This is a genomic window from Xanthomonas axonopodis pv. maculifoliigardeniae, from assembly GCF_041519315.1.
Lineage (GTDB): Bacteria > Pseudomonadota > Gammaproteobacteria > Xanthomonadales > Xanthomonadaceae > Xanthomonas > Xanthomonas euvesicatoria.
In genome coordinates this window covers 3,698,594-3,717,959 of record NZ_CP167998.1, presented here as the reverse complement: position 1 = coordinate 3,717,959, position 19,366 = coordinate 3,698,594, and the positions used below count along the sequence as shown (strand labels likewise).

The 19,366-nt window shown below is 65.0% G+C and carries 12 protein-coding genes; 9 read left to right on the top strand and 3 right to left on the bottom strand.

Annotated elements, in window-relative coordinates:
* Positions 1-58 precede the first annotated feature (58 nt).
* The 9 genes from ACDH77_RS15870 (at position 59) to fhuE (ending at position 14,106) form a co-directional block, all read left to right on the top strand.
* The gene (locus ACDH77_RS15870; protein ID WP_008575849.1) at positions 59-1,078 is read left to right on the top strand and encodes an AAA family ATPase; all 1,020 of its coding nucleotides are present in this window, start codon (positions 59-61) and stop codon (positions 1,076-1,078) included.
* 20 nt (positions 1,079-1,098) lie between these two features.
* Positions 1,099-2,061, top strand: coding sequence for a DUF58 domain-containing protein (locus tag ACDH77_RS15865; RefSeq protein ID WP_031424169.1), 963 nt, complete (start codon positions 1,099-1,101; stop codon positions 2,059-2,061).
* Positions 2,062-2,063: 2 nt separating this feature from the next.
* Positions 2,064-2,525 (top strand): DUF4381 domain-containing protein, encoded by a 462-nt coding sequence (locus ACDH77_RS15860; protein ID WP_372353544.1) that lies wholly within the window; start codon positions 2,064-2,066, stop codon positions 2,523-2,525.
* The gene (locus tag ACDH77_RS15855) at positions 2,522-3,538 is read left to right on the top strand and encodes a vWA domain-containing protein (RefSeq protein WP_029820181.1); all 1,017 of its coding nucleotides are present in this window, start codon (positions 2,522-2,524) and stop codon (positions 3,536-3,538) included. Before ACDH77_RS15860 ends, ACDH77_RS15855 begins: the two co-directional genes overlap by 4 nt.
* The gene (locus ACDH77_RS15850; protein WP_031424165.1) at positions 3,526-5,343 is read left to right on the top strand and encodes a VWA domain-containing protein; all 1,818 of its coding nucleotides are present in this window, start codon (positions 3,526-3,528) and stop codon (positions 5,341-5,343) included. The genes ACDH77_RS15855 and ACDH77_RS15850 overlap by 13 nt, the downstream gene beginning before the upstream one ends.
* A complete protein-coding gene (locus ACDH77_RS15845) occupies positions 5,340-7,088 on the top strand; it encodes a BatD family protein (RefSeq protein ID WP_011348451.1) in 1,749 nt (582 codons plus the stop codon). Before ACDH77_RS15850 ends, ACDH77_RS15845 begins: the two co-directional genes overlap by 4 nt.
* Positions 7,089-7,717: 629 nt before the next feature.
* Complete coding sequence (locus ACDH77_RS15840) at positions 7,718-8,998, top strand: dicarboxylate/amino acid:cation symporter (protein ID WP_031424162.1); 1,281 nt, start codon at positions 7,718-7,720, stop codon at positions 8,996-8,998.
* Positions 8,999-9,203: 205 nt separating this feature from the next.
* Positions 9,204-11,204 (top strand): transketolase, encoded by a 2,001-nt coding sequence (gene tkt / locus ACDH77_RS15835; protein WP_029820177.1) that lies wholly within the window; start codon positions 9,204-9,206, stop codon positions 11,202-11,204.
* Between the two features lie 718 nt (positions 11,205-11,922).
* Entirely contained in the window at positions 11,923-14,106 is a 2,184-nt protein-coding gene (gene fhuE, locus ACDH77_RS15830) for a ferric-rhodotorulic acid/ferric-coprogen receptor FhuE (RefSeq protein ID WP_031424159.1), read from the top strand.
* A 475-nt stretch (positions 14,107-14,581) separates the two neighbouring features.
* On the opposite strand, the gene ACDH77_RS15825 is transcribed toward fhuE, so the two are convergent.
* The 3 genes from ACDH77_RS15825 to ACDH77_RS15815 all read right to left on the bottom strand — a co-directional run bounded on the left by ACDH77_RS15825 (position 14,582) and on the right by ACDH77_RS15815 (position 19,315).
* On the bottom strand, positions 14,582-15,301 hold the full coding sequence (locus tag ACDH77_RS15825) for a M23 family metallopeptidase (protein ID WP_031424157.1): 720 nt from the start codon (positions 15,299-15,301) through the stop codon (positions 14,582-14,584).
* Positions 15,302-15,303: 2 nt separating this feature from the next.
* Complete coding sequence (locus tag ACDH77_RS15820) at positions 15,304-16,233, bottom strand: L,D-transpeptidase (protein ID WP_029820174.1); 930 nt, start codon at positions 16,231-16,233, stop codon at positions 15,304-15,306.
* A gap of 367 nt (positions 16,234-16,600) precedes the next feature.
* Positions 16,601-19,315, bottom strand: a complete 2,715-nt coding sequence (locus ACDH77_RS15815) for a TonB-dependent receptor (protein WP_031424153.1) — start codon at positions 19,313-19,315, stop codon at positions 16,601-16,603.
* Positions 19,316-19,366: the final 51 nt, after the last annotated feature.

Here is a 19,366-nt window from a genome sequence, read left to right as displayed (position 1 = left end):
TGAACCTGGCCCCATCGCCGAGTGAACCAATCGCGTTCGAATCGGTCACACTGGACCTATGAACGCACCGCCACTGCTCCCCCCCGAAGCCGTTGCCGCGCCCGCCGAGGACCGGCTGCACCGTCAATTCACCTCGCTGCGCGAATCGCTTGCGCAGCGCATCGTTGGCCAGGCAGCGCTCGTGGAGCGGCTGTTGATTGCCTTGCTGGCCGATGGCCATCTGCTCGTCGAGGGCGCGCCCGGGTTGGCCAAGACCACTGCGATCCGTGCGCTGGCTTCGAGGCTGGAAGCGGATTTTGCACGGGTGCAGTTCACCCCGGACCTGCTGCCTGCCGATCTGACCGGTACCGAAATCTGGCGGCCGCAGGACAGCCGGTTCGAGTTCATGCCCGGGCCGATCTTCCACCCGATCCTGCTGGCCGACGAAATCAACCGCGCACCAGCCAAGGTGCAATCCGCGCTGCTGGAAGCGATGGGCGAGCGGCAGGTGACGGTCGGCCGGCATACCTATGCGCTGCCGCAGTTGTTCCTGGTGATGGCGACGCAGAATCCGATCGAGCAGGAGGGCACGTTCCCGCTGCCCGAAGCGCAGTTGGATCGCTTCCTGATGCATGTGCGCATCGGCTATCCCCAGGCCGACGCCGAGGCGGAAATCCTGCGCCTGGCACGCGAGTCCGCCCGCGACACGCTGGAAAAGCACGAGACCGTACCCGACAAGATTCCATTGGAAGATGTCTTCGCCGCGCGCCGTGTGGTGCTTGACGTGCATCTGGCACCGCAGCTGGAACGCTATCTGATCGAAATCGTGCTGGCCTCGCGCGATGCCAAGCGTTACGACCCGGCATTGGCACGGAGGATCGCCTGGGGCGCCAGCCCGCGTGGCTCGATCGCACTGGAACGGTGCGCGCGCGCAAGGGCGTGGCTGGCCGGGCGCGACTACGTGACGCCGGACGATATCCGCGCCATTGCCCCGGACGTACTGCGGCATCGCGTCCTACCCAGCTACGAGGCCACCGCCGAGGGTTGGGACGGCGAACGCCTGATCGCTGCATTGCTCGAAAAGATTCCGCTGCCCTGATCGGGCAGCGTCGCTGAGGTATGCCGCACTCTCGCCAGACACCGATGTCTTCGATGCCGTTCTCGTCCCCTGCAGCCGCCCCCTCGCCAGTCGCTGGCGATGGAGTGCGCCCAGCGCTTGCAGAACTGATTGCGCTGCGCGGTACTGCAATCCATCGCGGTCAACCGGGACGTGGCCGGCACGGGGTGGTGGGGCCGGTGCCGGCCGCCACGCGCGGGCGCGGCATGGAATATGCCGAGTCGCGTGAGTACGTGGCTGGCGATGATGCGCGGCATATCGATTGGCGCGTGACCGCGCGAACCGGGCGAGCGCACACCAAATTGTTTCAGGCTGAGCGCGAGCGTTTGAGCCTGATCGTGGCCGATACCTCGCCTGCGCTCTTCTTCGGTACGCGCGTGCGCTACAAATCGGTGCAGGCCGCACGCGCCGGCGCGGTCGCCGCATGGCTGGCGCAGCGCCAGGGCGATCGCATTGCAGCCTTGCGCGGCACCGCGAGCGAGGCACCGATTGCGCCGCGGTCCGGTCAGCGTGGTGTGCTGCCGGTGTTGGATGCCTTGGCGCGTTGGTATGCCCAGCCGCCGTCCGGCGATGCGGGGCTGGAGGTGGCGCTGGATCATGCGGCGCGCCTGTTGCGCCCCGGCGCGCGCCTGACCGTGCTGGCCGATGCGCGCAGCGCCGGCTCGATTTCTGCCACGCGCTGGTCGGGCTTGGCCTTGCATCACGAGGTGGTGGTGATCGTGCTGGTCGATCCGCTGGAACTGGCGCCACCGGCACGTGCAGTCACCTTCGACGTGCGTGGCGAGCGCATCGCGATCGATCTGTCGACCCAGGCCGGACGTGCACGCTGGCAGGCCGAATTCGTCGCGCCGCTGGAGCATTTGGGATCGCTCCTGCAGGCACGCGGCGTGCGCTTGCATCGCCTGTCCACCGACGATGCCAGCGATGCGTGGTTGGGCGGCAGCCCTGCCGCGCGGAGTCGCTGACGATGTCCCCGCAGTCGCTGCCGCTGCGTGATGTGCACCTGCCGCCGTCGCCGTCGTGGTGGCCGCTGGCACCGGGCTGGTGGCTGGTGATCGCGGTTTTCGTGCTGGTGGTGGGGAGCGCATGGGTCTGGTGGTGGCGCCGGCGTCAGCGCCAGCGCCGCTGGCTGGCTGCGTTCGATGCGGAACTAGCGCGCGCCACCACGCCTGCGCAGCGCTTGGCGGCCGTGTCGGTGCTGCTGCGACGTGCGGCGCGGCGCGTCGACCCGCAGGCCGACCGCTTGCAGGGCGAGGCGTGGTTGCAGTTTCTGGATGGGCGCAAGCGCAAGGACCAGGTGTTTTCGCAGGGGCCGGGCCGGGCTGTGCTGGAAGGCGGCTTTCAGCGCGCACCCACCGTCAGCGATCTACCTGCGGTAGAAGCGTTGGCGCGGCAGCGCTTTGTGGCGTTGATGCGGGGCCGGCGATGAACTGGTTGCAGTGGTCGCAATGGCAGGATGCGTTGGCGCACTGCGCCTGGCCGTGGGCGTGGTGGCTGATGCCCTTGCCGTTGCTGATGTGGTTCTGGCCGCAACGCCGCGCCGATGCGGCCGCACTCCGCGTGCCATATGCGGAGCAGTTGCAGGCGGTGGCGCAGGCCAAAAGCGCGCCGGTGCTGCGGATGCCGCGTTGGCTGGCGTGGCTGGCTTGGTTTTTGTTGTGTGCCGCGCTGGCACGTCCGCAGCAATTGGGCGAGGTGATTCAACCCCCGCGCGAGGCGCGCCAGATGATGTTGGCGGTGGATCTTTCGGGCAGCATGAGCGAGCCCGACATGGTGCTTGGTGGCAAGGTGGTGGACCGGCTCACCGCCGCCAAGGCCGTGCTGTCGGACTTTCTGGATCGGCGCGACGGCGACCGCGTCGGTCTGCTGGTGTTTGGCCAACGCGCGTATGCGCTGACACCGTTGACCGCGGATCTGACCTCCGTGCGCGATCAGTTGAGCGACAGCGTGGTGGGCTTGGCCGGGCGCGAAACCGCGATTGGCGATGCGATCGCCTTGTCGGTCAAGCGCCTGCGCGAACAGAAGCAGGGCCAGCGCGTGGTGGTGTTGCTCACCGATGGCGTCAATACCGCTGGCGTGCTCAATCCCCTGAAGGCCGCGGAACTGGCCAAGGCCGAAGGCGTGCGCGTGCATACCATTGCCTTCGGCGGCAGTGGCGGCTATTCCTTGTTCGGGGTACCGATTCCGGCCGGCGGCAACGACGACATCGACGAAGACGGGCTGCGCAAGATCGCCCAGCAGACCGGCGGGCGCTTCTTCCGCGCCCGCGATACTGAGGAGCTTGCCGGCATCTATGCCGAGCTGGATCGGCTGGAACCGGTCAAGGGACTGGGGCCTTCGGTGCAGCCGCGCGTCGAGCGTTACTACTGGCCATTGGGCGCGGCAATCGTCGTTGCCCTGCTGGCCTATCTGCTGCCGCGGAGGTGGCAATGGACGCGCTGACCGAGCTGGCGGGGTGGCTGCAGTCGTTACATCTGTTGCGCCCGACGCTGTTGTGGGCGCTGTTGGCGATCGTACCGGCGGCTGCGCTGTGGCACTGGCGTCGCCGCGATGCCGACGTCTGGCGGCAAAGCGTGGATGCGCATCTGTTGCCGAAGCTGTTGGTCTCCGGCGGTCGGCGCGGATGGCTGGGATTCGTGCTGGCTGCGCTGACCTATGCGTTGGCCGTGCTTGCGATGAGCGGGCCGAGCTGGCGGCAGACCGAGCGTCCGGTGTTTCAATCGAGCATGCCGCTGGTAGTGGTGCTGGATCTGTCGTCCAGTGCCAACGCAACCGACCTGCCGCCTTCGCGCCTGCTGCAGGCGCGCGCCAAGCTGGCGACGCTGCTGCGCAAACGTGCCGGTGGCGAGGTGGCATTGCTGGTCTATGCAGGCGAGAGCTTCACGGTTGCGCCATTGACCGAAGACAGTGCCAACGTGGCCTTGTTTCTGGATGCACTGTCGCCGTCGGTCATGCCGGTCGATGGCAAGCGTGCCGACCGGGCGATCGATGCGGCCGCGCAGTTGTTGCAGCAGGCCGGCTTCAAGCAAGGCGAGATCCTGCTTGTCAGCGATAGCGCAGATCGCTCCGCCGAAAGTTCGGCGCGGGTGGCACGTTCGCGCGGCTTCAGTGTCTCGGCGCTCGGTGTGGGCGGCGAGCGCGGTGCGGCGTATCGCACGGCCAGCGGTGAAATTGCACAGGCCAAGCTCGACGAGGGCAGTCTGCGCACCCTGGCCGCGCAGGGGGGCGGGCGCTATGCGCGCATTGCGCCGGACGATGCAGACCTGCGGGCGTTGGGCGTGCTCGATCCATCGCAACAGCCGTTGGCCGATGAAACCGCCGAGTCCGATGGCGGCAAGAGCTGGCTCGACGAAGGCTATTGGCTGGTGCTGCCGGTGATGCTGCTGTCCCTGCTGGCGTTTCGTCGCCGCGCGGTGGTAGCCGTGCTGGCGATGGTGTGCGTGCTGCCGCTGGCGCAGCCCGCGCACGCGGCCGATGGCACCTTGTGGCAGCGTGCCGATCAGGTGCAACAACAGCGCCTGGATGCCGGGGTGCAGGCGTATCGCAAGGGCGATTTCGCAGCGGCGCAGAAGGCCTTCGAAGCGGTACCGACCGATGAGGGGCTGTACAACCTCGGTAACGCGCTGGCGCGACAAGGCCAGTACGACGCGGCGATCGCGGCCTACGACCGTGCGCTCAAGCAACATCCGAATCAGCAGGACGCCATCGCCAATCGCGCGGCGGTCGATGCGGCGCGCAAGCGCCAGCAGCAGACCAACAAGGATGGCAAGGGGCAGTCCAAGGACCAGAAGCCATCCGGCCAGGATGGGAAGGGGCAACAGCAGGCGGGCCAGAATCAGCAGGACAAGCAATCCGGCCAGGATGGGCAGAATCAGCACGACAGCAAGAACCAACCCTCTGAGGCGCAGCCGCCACAGGACGGCAGGCCACAAGATGCGCAGGCCAAGAACGGGCAGGGCGAGCAACGCAAGCAGGACACGCCGCCGCAATCTGCCGATGCCAAGGCGCAGCAGCAGGCCGATGAGGCACAGCGTCGCAAGATGCAGCAGGCCATGGCGCAGGCGGGCAACAAGCAGGCCGATGCCAGCGGCAAGCAGGAGGCCGCCGTCGCCGGCGAGACGCCGGAACAACGCGAGCAACGTCAGGCGGTGGACGCATGGCTGCGGCGGGTGCCGGACGATCCGGGCAGCCTGCTGCGTACCAAATTCAGGCTGGAATACGAACGCAGGCAACGGGACGGACGATGATCGGCAGACAGCATTTACGTCGCGCGGCAATCGGCATGCTGGCCAGCGTGGCACTGTTGGCGTGCGCGCCTGTGGGTGCGGTCACGCGCGCGTGGCTGGATCGCGACAGCGTCAATGCCGGCGATGTGGCGATGTTGAATATCGAAACCGACCAACGCGGCGTCGACCCGGATTACACGCCGCTGCGCAGCGATTTTTCGCTGGGCGCCAAGAGCGCCAATCAGCAGATGCAGGTGACCAATGGGTCGGTGACGGTGCGTGCCTTGTTCGGCGTGGTACTGACGCCACGCAGGAGCGGCGAACTCATCGTGCCGGCGATACGCGTGGGCAATGAACGCACCGAACCGCTGCGCCTGCAGGTGGTTGGCGCGGCGAACGATCCCGCGAGCAGCTCCGGCAACGCTGCCGGCGCGCCGAGTGCGGCGCAGGGCAATGAAGAAGCCTTCGTCCAAACCCAGGTGGACGACCCGCAACCCTACGTGCAGCAAAGCGTGGGCGTGGTGGTGCGGTTGTACTTCGCCACCCAACTGGCATCGGGCGAATTGGATCTTGAGGCACCCGATGGGGCATCGATGCAGCGCGTCGGCGACGACGTCAGCTCTGTCAAGGTCGTCAATGGACGTCAATACAATGTGGTGGAGCGGCGCTACCTGCTGGTGCCCGAGCGCAGCGGTCGCCTGCTACTGCCGCCGGCACGTTTCAACGGGCGTTCGGTAGGCGGGTTTTTTGACGATTACTTCGGGCGCGGCAACGGTGAGTTGAGTGCGCGCAGTGCGAGCATTCCGCTGCAGGTGCGCGCGCAACCGGCCAATGCGCCGCAGCCTTGGCTGCCGTTGCGCAGCCTGCAGTTGCGCTACACGACCACGCCTCAGCGGGCGAGAGCCGGTGAGGCGGCTCAATTCGTGGTGGAAGCCAGTGCGCGCGGCGCGACCCAGGCGCAGTTTCCCGAATTGCCCACGCCCAGCGTGCCCGACGCGCAGGTATTCGCCGAGCCGCCGCAATTCGAGGAACGCTTTGTGGACGGCTCGCCGCAACTGCGACTGACCCGGCGCTATTCGATCGTGCCCAACCGCGCCGGTCCGTTGGTGGTGCCCGGGCTGCAGATGGCATGGTGGGATGTGGGGGCAGGCGCAGCCAAGACCGCGTCACTGCCCGACCTGACGCTCGATGTGGCGGCAGGTAGCGGTGCGTTTGCGACGCCGGCGCCGGCATCGGCGCCGAATCCGGCACCCGATCAATCGGCGCCTACACCCGATCGCACGCTCACCCTGCAAGCACCATCTCCCGCGCGAGCGCCGTGGGGATGGATCGCGGCGGCGATCGGATTTGCGCTTTTGTGGATCGCCACGCTGGTGTGGGCGTTATTGCGTCGGCGCGGTGCTCCGCGCGGTGCATCAGGCGGCAATGAGGGCAACGGCAGCGACGTGCCAGCCCAGGGCAGACGTGCGACCCACGGCGTTGCCGAGTTGCGCCGCGCGCTCGACACCGGCGGCATGGACGAGGTGGCGGCGGTGCTCTGCGGCATGGCCGGCGTTGCCGATATCGATGCAGTGATGGCGGCATTGGCCGACCCGGCGCAGCGTGCAGCCGTGGCGCGCATGCAGCGCGCACGCTGGGGCGGCGACGGCGATGTGACCGGCGCGCGCGCTGCCTTGCGCGAAGCGTTCGCCAAGGGGCCGCGCTGGCGGCATGCAAGTGCGGCCGAACCGGAGGTGCTGGCGCCGCTGTATCCGCCTGCGCCTTGATTGACGGTGTCGCATTGATGGCGGCCTGGAACGACTGACATATTGGCCGCGCAGTTGCAGCCGGGGTGACGAAGGGTCTGCAACAACGGTACTTCGATTGCTGGTGGGGGATCTGCACACCTAACAGTGGCTCGTTAGATTTTGTTGGCCGCCATTACTTGCTCTGAGCGGCGACATTGCCTTCCAGCGCGGATAACGCGTCGACTTTGGATGCGCGTGATCTGCAAACTATGGGGCACAGAGCAAGGAGCGTTGGCGCTGGGTTTAGCCGCAGTGCCTTTGCCCGCCCACCCTCGCCGGACACGCTGCAAGTACGTCCTTGTAAGCTCGGTGGTGGCATCCATGCCGCCAAGGGTCCCGCGAGCGGCGAGGGCAGGCACCGCGCACTCGACAGGCGGGCTTTCGCTTTCAGCCATCTGATTTCATCTGAACGCCGCGACGGCTCGAAATGCCGGCTGTCCTGCTTTGCGCCTAAACAGCAACTCCTGCAGCCAACTGCAAAACGCCTGCCTCACCCGACAGCGAGAAGCTCGCCTACCCGCACCAGGCATATAGCAGCACCCGGGTAGGTGGCCGCATCCATGGCGTTTGTTAAGCTCCGGTCTTTGTGTCCACCAAGGCCTGACCAGATGACAGCATCCCCAGCCACGCGTCGCCCGGGCCTGCCCCTGCATTGGAAGATGGGAATTGGCTTTGCCGTTGGCCTGTTGTTGGGCCTGGCTGTCTATTACCTGGCTGGCAGCGACGCCGAGTGGGTGCGCCTGGCGACCAAGTACGTCACCACGCCGTTTTCGCAGGTCTTCCTCAATCTGATCTTCATGCTGATCGTGCCGCTGCTGTTCTCGGCGCTGGTCATGGGCATTTCCGAAATGGGCGACATCCGCGCGCTGGGGCGGGTGGGGTGGCGCACCCTGGGCTATACCGTGGTGCTGTCCGGTGTGGCGGTGCTGCTGGGGTTGGTGCTGGTCAACGTGCTCAAGCCCGGTGGGGGCGTGGACCCGCAACTGGCCAATCAGCTGATCCAGGAAAACGCCGAGCGCACCCGCGAGATCATTTCCAGCTCCGGCACGCAGCCGCAGGGCATGGACATGCTGCTGTCGATCGTGCCCAGCAACGTGATTGCCGCCGCGTCGAGCAACGGCGCGATTCTGTCGCTGATGTTTTTTGCGGTGATGTTCGGCGTGGGCATGGTGCTGACCGAAGACGAAAAGGTCGCCACATTGCGGCGCGGCATCGAAGGGGTCTTCGAGATTTCGATGACCTTGATCGGGCTGGTGATCCGCCTGGCGCCGTATGCGGTGGCGTGTTTCATGTTCAACCTGGCCGCGCTGTTCGGCTTCGATCTGCTGATTCGTCTGGGCGCCTACGTGGGCGTGGTGGTGTTGGCGCTGGGCCTGCACATGGTGGTCAGTTACGGCATTGCGGTGAAATTCGCCGGACGCTCGCCGCTGGGTTTTTTCCGCCAGACCCAGGAAGCGACGGTGATGGCGTTCTCGACCGCGTCCAGCAACGCGACCCTGCCGACGGCGCTACGCGTGGCCGACGAGATGGGCCTGCCGGCGCGCGTGTCGCGTTTCGTGCTGACCGTGGGCGCCACCGCCAACCAGAACGGCACCGCACTCTTCGAAGGCGTCACGGTGATCTTCCTGGCGCAGTTCTTCAACGTGGACCTGAGCCTGGGCCAGCAGTTCATGGTGATGCTGGTCTGCATCCTGGGCGGGATCGGCACGGCCGGCGTGCCGTCCGGCTCGCTGCCGGTGGTGGCGCTGATCTGCGCGATGGTCGGGGTCAACCCGGTGGGTATCGGCATGATCCTGGGCGTCAACCACTTCCTGGACATGTGCCGCACGGCGCTGAACGTGACCGGGGATCTGGCGCTGACGACCTTGGTGGCCAAGGGCGAAGAGTAGGGATTTGGGAGTCAGGATTGGGGATTCGCTAAAGCGGGCTGTTGCGATCGTGTGGTGCCATCGGGCCTTCCTGGATGAAGGTCAGGTCGCCCGTGCCTTCGCCAATCCCGATTCTCCAATCACCAATCCCGGCCCCCTAACGCTGTGTATGGGAGAATAGGGGCCTCCGCTTCCAGCGGTGTTCCCTCCGCTTCCATAGACGCCCATGACCCAGCCCACCCGCCGCCAGCTGGCCAACGCCATCCGTTTTCTTGCCGCAGACGCGGTCGAAGCCGCCAAGTCCGGTCATCCCGGCATGCCGATGGGCATGGCCGATATCGCCGAAGTGCTGTGGAACGACTTCTACCGGCACAACCCGAACAACCCGCAGTGGTTCAACCGCGACCGCTTCGTGCTCTCCAACGGCCACGGTTCGATGCTGCAGTACGCGCTGTTGCACCTGTCCGGCTACGACCTGCCGATCGAGCAGCTCAAGCAGTTCCGCCAGTTGCATAGCAAGACCGCCGGCCACCCCGAGCGCAGCGAAACTCCCGGCGTGGAAACCACCACTGGTCCGCTCGGCCAGGGCTTCGCCAATGCGGTCGGTTTCGCGTTGGCCGAGAAGTTGCTGGCGCAGCGCTACAACCGCCCGGAGCTGGAAATCGTCGATCACCGCACCTGGGTGTTCATGGGCGACGGTTGTCTGATGGAGGGTATTTCGCACGAAGCCGCCTCGCTGGCCGGTACCTGGGGCCTGGGCAAGCTGGTGGCGTTCTGGGACAACAACCAGATTTCCATCGACGGCAATACCGCCGGCTGGTTCAGCGACGACACCCCGGCGCGTTTCGAGGCCTATGGCTGGCACGTGATCCGCGATGTGGACGGGCATGACGCCGACAAGATCAAGGCCGCCATCGAGGCGGCGCTGGAAAACACCGACAAGCCCACGCTGATCTGCTGCCGTACCAAGATCGGCTTCGGTGCGCCGACCAAGGCCGGCAAGGAATCCTCGCATGGCGCGCCGCTGGGCAAGGACGAACTGGAAGGCGCCCGCAAGGCGTTGGAATGGCCGTACGGCCCGTTCGAAATTCCCGAAGAGATCTACGCCGGCTGGCGTGCCGGCGGTACCGGTACCTTGCGTCAGGCTGAATGGGAACAGCTGTTCGACAAGTATGCCAAGCAGTACGCCAGCGAAGCCGACGAGCTGACCCGTCGCTCGCACGGCGAGTTGCCGGCCGACTTCATCGCCAAGGCCGATGCCTACATCGCCAAGGCGCAGGAAGAGGGCCAGACCATTGCCTCGCGCAAGGCTTCGCAGCTGGCGATTGAAGCGTTTGCCCCGCTGCTGCCGGAGTTGATCGGTGGTTCGGCCGACCTGGCGCACTCCAACCTGACCTTGTGGAAGGCCAGCAAGTCGGTCGCCACCGACGACCCGGATGCCAACTACGTGTACTACGGTGTGCGCGAGTTCGGCATGACCGCCATTGCCAACGGTCTGGCGCTGCATGGCGGGTTCATTCCCTTCGACGCCACCTTCCTGGTGTTCAGCGACTACGCACGCAACGGCGTGCGCATGAGCGCGTTGAACCCGGCGCATGCGATTCACGTGTACACGCACGACTCGATCGGCCTGGGCGAAGACGGCCCGACCCATCAGCCGGTGGAACACCTGGCCTCGCTGCGCTACATCCCCAACAACGATGTGTGGCGCCCGGGCGATGCGGTAGAATCGGCAGTGAGCTGGAAGGCTGCGATCACCCGCAAGGACGGCCCGAGCTGCCTGATCTTCAGCCGTCAGAACCTGCAGCATCAGCCGCGCAGCGCCGAGCAGATCAAGTTGATCGAACGCGGTGGTTACGTGCTGGCCGATGCCCAAGGCGGTACGCCGGACGTGATCCTGATCGCCACCGGCTCGGAAGTGGGCCTGGCGGTGGAAGCCAAGCAGACGCTGGATGCGGCCGGCCTCAAGACGCGCGTGGTGTCGATGCCGTCGACCGATGTGTTCGACCGCCAGGATGCGGCGTATCGCGAGTCGGTGTTGCCGAACGCCGTGCGCAAGCGCGTGGCGGTGGAAGCGGGCGTGACCGGCTTCTGGCGCAAGTACGTCGGCCTGGATGGCGATGTCGTCGGCATGGATACCTTCGGCGCCTCGGCACCGGCCGATCAGCTGTATGCGTACTTCAAGATCACTGCCGAGCACGTGGTGGCCGCAGCGAAGGCGCTGTAGTGCGCTGATATGAGTCACAAAGACGCCGGCGAAAGCCGGCGTTTTTGTTTGTGGCGGATGTCACAACGCGCTGCGTTTCGCGCACTCGCGGTGCGATGTCTCCATTTCGAGTGCTGCGTGGCCGGCGGAGGGGGCGCCCGCATCTCTGGCAACGCTGCATGTCGCGAGAATTTGCGCAACTCGATGCGAGCGCTTCCTGCAGCGGTGGATCGGAGCGCCGCAGGCTTCGGGACGATCGCCATCGCAACAGTACGCAAGCCGCGGCATGCGTCATTGCCGCAACCCTGGCGGCCGACGGGTTGCCAGATGCATGTGTAACCGCAATGGCTGTGCGGGAGGGCCTGCACAGGGCGGCGCCAAAGCGCGAGGCCATGCCCGCCACGTATGACGGCTGATGGCAGAAGCGGGACAGCTGCGGTGCGCGGACCTGGCGCCGGCGAGCCGATGCGTACGCAGCGGCTCTTGCACGTCATGGTCTCCCACGCGTGATATCGCGACCCGGCAGGGCGTGGAGCCAGGGAGCCAGGGAGCCAGGGAGCCGGTGTTTGCCTTGTGGCGGTCGATACCAACGAGGTGTTACGCGGGCTATTTAAAATGTGAATCATTCCCATTAAAATGATGCGCTGCCAATGGTATGGCGCACCGTTCCTCCCCCTTGTTGCCGGCGCTGCGCCTATGCGGTGCGTGCGGCCCGATCCGTCTGCGTTGGAGTCACCCGATGATCCGTAGTACCGAAATGCGTCTTATTTCTGTGGGCGCACGCCGCCACGCCCTGCCCCGCGCACTGTTCGCTGCGCTGTGTACGCTGGCCGCCGGCCAGGTCTTGGCAGAAGCGCCCACCGCCGATGCCGACGTCACCACGCTGGACCGGATGACCGTGCAGGGTGAGCAGGCCAAGGGCTATACGGTGGAGAAAACCTCTGCCGGGACGCGGATGAACCTGGCGCTGCGCGAGATTCCGCAGTCGGTCACCGTGATCACCCGCGAGCGCATGGATGACCAGAACCTGCAGAGCATCACCGACGTGCTCAACAACGTCACCGGTATCTCGGCTTCGCAGAATGACAGCGAACGGTTGGACTTCTATGCGCGCGGCTTCTATATCGATAACTACCAATTCGATGGCATCCCGGCCTACATGGAGCAGGCGTGGAGCTACGGCGATTCGGCACTGGATGTAGCGCTGTACGACCGCGTGGAAGTGGTGCGCGGCGCAACCGGTTTATTGACCGGCTCGGGTAATCCGTCGGCCTCGATCAATCTGGTACGCAAGCATGCGCTCAGCCGCGACTTCACCGGCACCGTGTCGGTGGGCGGCGGGGACTTCAACAAGACCCGCAGCGTGGCCGATCTCACCGTGCCGCTGAGTCCCGAAGGCACCGTGCGCGCACGCGTGGTGGGCGTGTATCAGGACGGCGAATCGGACATGGATCGCTACAGCCTGCGCAAGAAGATCGGCTCGGCCATCATCGATGCCGACCTCACCGAGAGCACGCTGTTGAGCGTGGGCTATGAGTACCAGAAAAAGGAATCGGACGATGTCACCTGGGGCGGCTTCCCGCTGTTCTACAGCGATGGCACGCGTACCGACTACAAGCGCTCGTTCAATCCGGCGGCCGACTGGACGTTCTGGGACACGCGCCTGCAGCGCACCTTCGCCAGCCTGCAACAGAGCTTCGACAACGGCTGGACCCTCAAGGCCAATGTGAGCCACGAAAACACCGAAGCGACGAACCACCTGTTCTATCCGTTCTACACCATCTTCGGCTTCGACCGCACCACCGGCGGTGGGGTGGTGCCGTATTCGGGCAACTACCAGACCGAGCGCAAGGCCGACGGCGCCGACGTGTATGCCCAGGGCCCGTTCCAGCTGTTCGGCCGCGAACATCAACTGGTCGCCGGCGCCAGCTACAACCGGCGCGAGTACGTCAATAACGGTACCTTCGACTTCCCCGCACCCCTGGACAGCTACCTGGGCTGGAATGGCGCGTATCCGGAGCCCAACTGGAGCCCGCGCACGGTGCAGAGCGATGGCACCATCAAGCAGAAGGCCGCCTACGTGGCCGCACGCTTCTCGCTGGCCGATCCACTGACGTTGCTGGTGGGCGCGCGCTATACCGATTGGCAGATTGACGGCCGTAACGCCGATGCGACGCAGGGGCTGGTGCCGTTCTCCGACACCCAGACCGAAGTCACTCCGTACGCCGGGCTGGTGTACGACATCGACGATGTCTGGTCGACCTATGTCAGCTACACCGAGATCTTCAACCCGCAGACCTTGCGCGATGCCAATGGCGGCTACCTGGATCCGTTGAGCGGCAAGGGCTACGAAGCCGGCGTCAAGGCGGCCTGGTTCGACGACCAGCTCAATGCCTCGCTGGCCCTGTTCCGCATCGAGCAGGACAATCTGGGTGTGGCGACGAGCACGCTGGTGCCGGGCAGCAGCGATTTTGCTTACGTCGCTGCCAATGGTGTGGTCAGCGAAGGCTTCGATTTCGAACTCTCCGGCCGCCTGACTCAGGGCTGGAACGCGACCTTGGGCGCCTCGCATTACACTGCACGCGACGACAGCGGTGCCTCGATCAACACGCAACTGCCGCGCACCACCATCAAGCTGTTCAGTAGCTACACCCCGCAGGGCGCGTGGAGCGATCTGACCGTGGGCGGTGGCGTCAACTGGCAGAACCGTTCGTACTATGTGGACCCGGTGTATGGCACCTTCCAGCAGAGCCCGTACGCAGTGGTCAGCGCGTTTGCGCGCTATCGCCTGTCGCCGCAGTTTTCGGTGCAGCTCAATATCGACAACCTGCTCGACAAGCGTTACTACGCGCAGTTCAACAATGGCTATGGTGCGTGGGGCGCATCGCGCAACGGCATGCTGACCTTCAACTACACGTTCTGATCTGAAGCGACATCGGGCGTCTGCAACGCTCGCTGCGATTGCGCCATGGCACGGGCATCTTGCGAAAGATGCTTGTGCTTTTTGGTGTTCCGAGTTTCAGCAGATTGCAGGGAATTGCACTGCCGAACAGGGCCTCTGTCAGCCGCGCTGATTGCGCGATCAGGGCGCGCGGTGCATCGAGACCTCGATTGTCGTGAGGCAGCGTGTCGCGTCATCGAGTCAACATGCATGCGATGCACTAGACATCAGCGCCACACGTGCGCTGCGAAGTCCGCAATGCAAGGGGTTCGCTGTGCATGACTGCCGATCGGCGTAGCGCGCTGCGCCGATGTACCTGCTGCTTATTGCAAAAGCGGCTGCAGATACGGTGCCATGACCTCTGCCAACCAGTCGATGAAGGCGCGCAGGCGTTGCGGCAGATGGCGGCGCTGTGCAACAAACGCAGGCCGTAGCGAGGCCCATTTGGGCGACCATCTCACTGCAGGGGCTGGTCCCCGTGCAACACCGGATAGGGATTGAGCGCCTCGCCCTTCCACCATTGTTTTTCCGGCCCCAACCGATGGATCTCGAAGTGCAGATGCGGTGCGGCAGGATTGGCGTTGCCAGTGCTGCCGACATAGCCGATGACCTGGCCGCGCTTGATCGATTGTTTCTCCGCCAGGCCGTCGGCATAGCGCTCCAGGTGCGCGTAGTAATAGCAGTATTTGCCGCCAGGCTCGAACTGGTAAATCGTCAGGCCGCCCCGCTCGCTGGTGAACAGTTTCTCCACCGTGCCGTCGGCAACTGCCACAACCGGTGTGCCGGTAGGAGCGAGGATGTCGATGGCATCGTGCACGCGGCCTTCGCTGCGCGCATCGGTGAAGGTGTCCTGCAACTGGCTGGCGCCGATGCCCTCTACCGGAATCAGCAAGTCGCTGCCCGGTGCCGCAGCGGCAGGCGGCTGCGCTGGCGTTGTTGCGGCAGGCATGCCGGCGGGCGCGGGATCGGACAGTGGTGCTGAGGCAGCCATCGGTGCCGCCGTGGCGGCCGCTGCAGGGGCTGCCATCGGCGCAGCACTCGCTGAGCTGCGATCTGTTGCGATGGGTGCAGCGCTGGATGACGGTTCTACTTTCGCTTCCGGTGCGGTGCGTTCCAGCCACCAATAGCCGGCCGCGCCCAGCACGACGCCCACCACCAAGGTCATCAGCAGTTTCATGTCTATTCCTGCATCACCACCGGCACCGACGGGCCGACCACGCTGGCGAGGTTGACCACGTCCCAGTTGGTCAGACGCACACAGCCATGCGATTCGGTCTTGCCGACATGGCCGGGCTCGGGCGTGCCATGCAAGCCGTAATGCGGTTTGGACAGATCGATCCAGACACGGCCGACCGGATTGTTTGGGCCCGCTGGCAAGGTGGCCTTCTGATCGCCCTTTTTCGCATCCCAGAACAGTTTGGGGTTGTACTTGAAAACCGGGTCGCGCGAGATGCCGAGAATTTTCCAACGGCCAATGGGCAGCGGGTCGTGCTTGCTGCCGGAAGACACCGGGAATTGCGCATAGACCTTGCCGTCGGCGTCCAATAGCCGCAGCGTCGAATCGGACTTATCCACCACTAGCTTGGCTGGCTTGGCCAGGGGCGGCACCCCGTCGATGTTGGGTACCTGAATCACGCTGCCGGCCTTGCTCAGATCCACGCCAGGGTTGAGTTGGGCCAGCAGCGCGGGGTCTGCGTGGAAACGTTCGCCCAGCGCTTCGTCGACGGAGGCATAGCCAAGCGCAGTCAGCTTGGCCTGCTCGGCAGGCCCCTTGGGAATGGGTTGGAACGGGCCGGCGACATCGGCGTCGGTAAGCGTGTACTGCACCAGGGCCGGTGTGGTGTCGGCCTGCAGGGCTTGCCAGGTCGCGTCATCCAGCTCGCCGGTGGCCTTGATGTTGTGGGCGGCCTGGAACCCTGACACTGCGCGCTTTTGATTGGAGCCGCGCTCGCCGTCGATCTGGCCCGGCGAAAAATGCGCGCGATCCAGCAACACCTGCGCGTGCAGGTCCGAGCGCGCCCCGGTGGGAACAACCTTGGCCGCGGGAGCTGCGGCCGATGCAGGCGCAGCGGCAGGCGCGGGCTGTTGCGCCTGCGCCAGCGCAGACAAGGAAGTACCCAATGCAAGGGCAAGCAAGCAGGCGCGAGCGTAGGGGCGTGGTGGCATGTGCAGGTCCGAAAGAGGCATGCGCGCACCTTGCCGCAGCCGCCTGCGTTTTCTGCGTGAAATCGCTGCACCGGTACTGACTGGGCAAGCGGTGCGATGCGGCATTGCGGTGGACATTGCCGCCGCGCAATCGACTGACGCAGCACACCGTTGTGATGGAGCCTCACTACCGATACTGCGGTGCGATGATGCGGCAGCGCAATCGCGGATCCAGCAATGGCGCTGCGACAGCCGCTGGATAGCAGGTGGCAATCGCCGCAGCGGCGTACTTTCCGTTGAAAGATCACCGCTGCAGCGTGCCGGCCTATGATCAGTACGTGTAGCCCAAGGTCAGCATGTAGGTGCGCCCGGTTTGCACATAGGCACCGTCGGCGCCGGGATCGTAGGCCATGTAGCGCTTGGACTTGCCCTGCGTTTCGTAGAACGTGGCGGCATTGAGCAGGTTCTTTGCCGACACGCCGACATCGATATGGTGCGGCAAGTGATAGGTCGCATTGAAATCCAGCGACTTCACCGGCTGCAGGTAGTAATTGAGGCGGTCGGTGGTGAGCCCCAGCAGTTGCAGGCCGGTGTAGTTGTAGCTCAGGTCCGTGCGCAGGTGCGTGTCGTCGTAGAACAGATCCAGGTTGTAGATGCGTTCGGGTGCGCGCGGCAGCCAGGTCTTTTCCGGCTGGTCGCTGCGTTTGCTATCTGCCTGGCTGTGCTGCAGCGTAAGGTTGGCGGTGACGCCGAAGTTGCTCCAGAGGCCGGGCAACTGTTGCAGGCGCTTGCTCGCCGCCAACTCCAGCCCATAGAGCTTTGCGGTGCCGCCATTTTGCGGCATGGTCACCGGCACGCCATTTTCGAAGGTCGTGCCGGTTGGCACCAGGCCGCCCAGGGTGCTGTCGTTGCTGGTGGCCGATTGCGAGGTATAGATGAACCCATTGATGCGCTTGTAGTACGTCGAGGCGCTGAGCACGCCGCCCTGATGATCGTAGAACTCGGCAGACAGGTCGGCGTTGTCGGCGGTGCTCGCCTGCAGGTTGGGGTTGGGCTTGGAGATGCCGACCACTTTTTGGGTGTCATCGATCGAATACACCGTCTCGCCGGAAATCAGCCCGAATGCCGGGCGACTGAAACTGCGGCGCAACGACGCGCGATATACGGTGAGATCGTCCGGCCGATAGTTGACGCTGATGCCTGGCAAGACCTTGCCGTAGGTACTGCCGCTGCCGACGAAACTGCCGGTGCTGCCATCGCCGCTGGATTGCCAGGAGTCGGCCGAATACTGGGTCAGTTCGTAACGCACGCCGGGCAGTATGCTCACCTTGCCAAGATGCAGCGCGGCCATCGCATAGCCCGAATAGATCGCTTCGGTGCTGGAGGTGGTGTTGGCGTTGTAGTCGTTGGCGGTATAGATGCCTGCGCCGTTCGGGTCGTCGATGTACTTGTAAGGCAGCGCCTGCGCGCGCATCCAGCCGCGATCGAGCAGCTTGAACGGCCCCGCATAGTGACCATCGAATGCGTTGTACGTGATGCGGCCGGGAATCGCGCTCAGCGGCGGGCCGCCGGCGGTGGGAAACGCGTAATTGGGGCCGCCAAAGTACGGGCCGTTGGTGACGAAGTTGCCATCCTTGTGGAAGAACGGGTGGTCATAGGCGTCGCGCTCGGAGTGATCGGCCGACAGGCCAAGTTTGACGCTGTCCAGCACAGCGCCATCGACCTGGTACGCAATGTCGGTATGCGCGTTGAAGCGGTTATCGTGACTGCCGGCGTCGTGGCCCTGCACCTTCCACAACAGCGAAGAATCCAGGTTGTAAAAGAAGTCCTTCAACGCCGGCGAGCTTGGGCCGATGCTCGGGTAGGTGGGGTCGCTGAGGTCGAAGGCGAAGCTGCCCGGGGTAAACCCATACAGACTGGCCGACACATAATCCGGCCGGCTGCGCGTGCCGCGGCCGAACGAGGTACCGTAGTCCAGGTGCAGCCGGTCGAGCGTGGTCTGCCCGCCCAGTTGCACCGTGGCCAGCGTCTCGTCGATATCGTGGGTATTGAAGTACCCGCCGCGCACCGCCGTGGGCTGGTTGCGATAGGTCTCCAGGCGCGCACTGGACTGGTCCTGGGTGCCGGTGACGCCGTAACTGCCGTAGATGGCACGTGCATACAGCGCGCTCGTGTCGCCCTGCCAATCCAGCGACAGGTTGCCGCCATAGCGTTCGATCTGGCTGGCGTAGAGGCTGTACTTGTAGCGGGTGCTGATCAGCGGGCCGACATCGCGCAAATCGGTGGCGGCGGCGAGCGCAGGGTCGGCGGGCACGTATTTGCTGTTGGGCGCAGGGGCCTGCGCCATGTTGTTGTTCTTGCCGTAATAGGCCGAGGCGTAGATGCCGAACGCATCGCCTTCCCCGAACTTCCAGGCCAGCTCTTGCTGGAAGGTGCCGCCGCTGTCCTTGCCACCCAGGTGGTGGGCTAGTGCGTTGAACTGACCTTGCGCGGTGCTCTTGGCATAGAGGTCTTGGTCGAAATCAAATGCATTGGGGGTGCGCATATCGATCGCGCCGCCGATCGAATCGCCGGGCATGTCGGGCGTCGGCGATTTGGAGACCTGCACCGACTGGATGCCGAATGGCGCCAGCATGTTCAAGGAAATGGCGCGCGTCGAGGAGTCGGTTTCCGGCATGCCAAAGCCGTTGAGCGTGTATGCGTTATAGCTGGCGTCCATGCCGCGGATGCTGACGTAGGCGTTCTCGCCGGTGGTGGCCTGGCCAAGATGCATGTCGCTGTAGGCCGATAATCCCGGCATGTGCGCTACCACATCGGCAATGCCGCCGGAGGGAATTGCATCGATCTGCTGCTTGCTCATCACGCTGTTGACGCTATTGGACAGGCGCTGTTCGTTGAGCGAACCGGGCGCCGCGGCCTGGGTGGCTTGCACGTTGACCGAGTCCAACGTGGTGGTGGTCATCTCTGCAGCGCACGCCAGCGATGGCGCGCAAAGCGCCGCGGCAATGGCGCAGGTCAAGCGATGGAGGGGGCGGGAAAACTGCATCTTGATGCTCGCGTGATGGGGGAGGGGAGGCTCGCGCCCGGGCAGCGGGCA

Bases quoted from the DNA above. Each gene is read 5' to 3' on its own strand.
- ACDH77_RS15870 (WP_008575849.1), top strand. From the start codon at position 59: ATGAACGCACCGCCACTGCTCCCCCCCGAAGCCGTTGCCGCGCCCGCC.
- ACDH77_RS15865 (WP_031424169.1), top strand. From the start codon at position 1,099: ATGCCGCACTCTCGCCAGACACCGATGTCTTCGATGCCGTTCTCGTCC.
- ACDH77_RS15860 (WP_372353544.1), top strand. From the start codon at position 2,064: ATGTCCCCGCAGTCGCTGCCGCTGCGTGATGTGCACCTGCCGCCGTCG.
- ACDH77_RS15855 (WP_029820181.1), top strand. From the start codon at position 2,522: ATGAACTGGTTGCAGTGGTCGCAATGGCAGGATGCGTTGGCGCACTGC.
- ACDH77_RS15850 (WP_031424165.1), top strand. From the start codon at position 3,526: ATGGACGCGCTGACCGAGCTGGCGGGGTGGCTGCAGTCGTTACATCTG.
- ACDH77_RS15845 (WP_011348451.1), top strand. From the start codon at position 5,340: ATGATCGGCAGACAGCATTTACGTCGCGCGGCAATCGGCATGCTGGCC.
- ACDH77_RS15840 (WP_031424162.1), top strand. From the start codon at position 7,718: ATGACAGCATCCCCAGCCACGCGTCGCCCGGGCCTGCCCCTGCATTGG.
- tkt (WP_029820177.1), top strand. From the start codon at position 9,204: ATGACCCAGCCCACCCGCCGCCAGCTGGCCAACGCCATCCGTTTTCTT.
- fhuE (WP_031424159.1), top strand. From the start codon at position 11,923: ATGATCCGTAGTACCGAAATGCGTCTTATTTCTGTGGGCGCACGCCGC.
- ACDH77_RS15825 (WP_031424157.1), bottom strand. From the start codon at position 15,301: ATGAAACTGCTGATGACCTTGGTGGTGGGCGTCGTGCTGGGCGCGGCC.
- ACDH77_RS15815 (WP_031424153.1), bottom strand. From the start codon at position 19,315: ATGCAGTTTTCCCGCCCCCTCCATCGCTTGACCTGCGCCATTGCCGCG.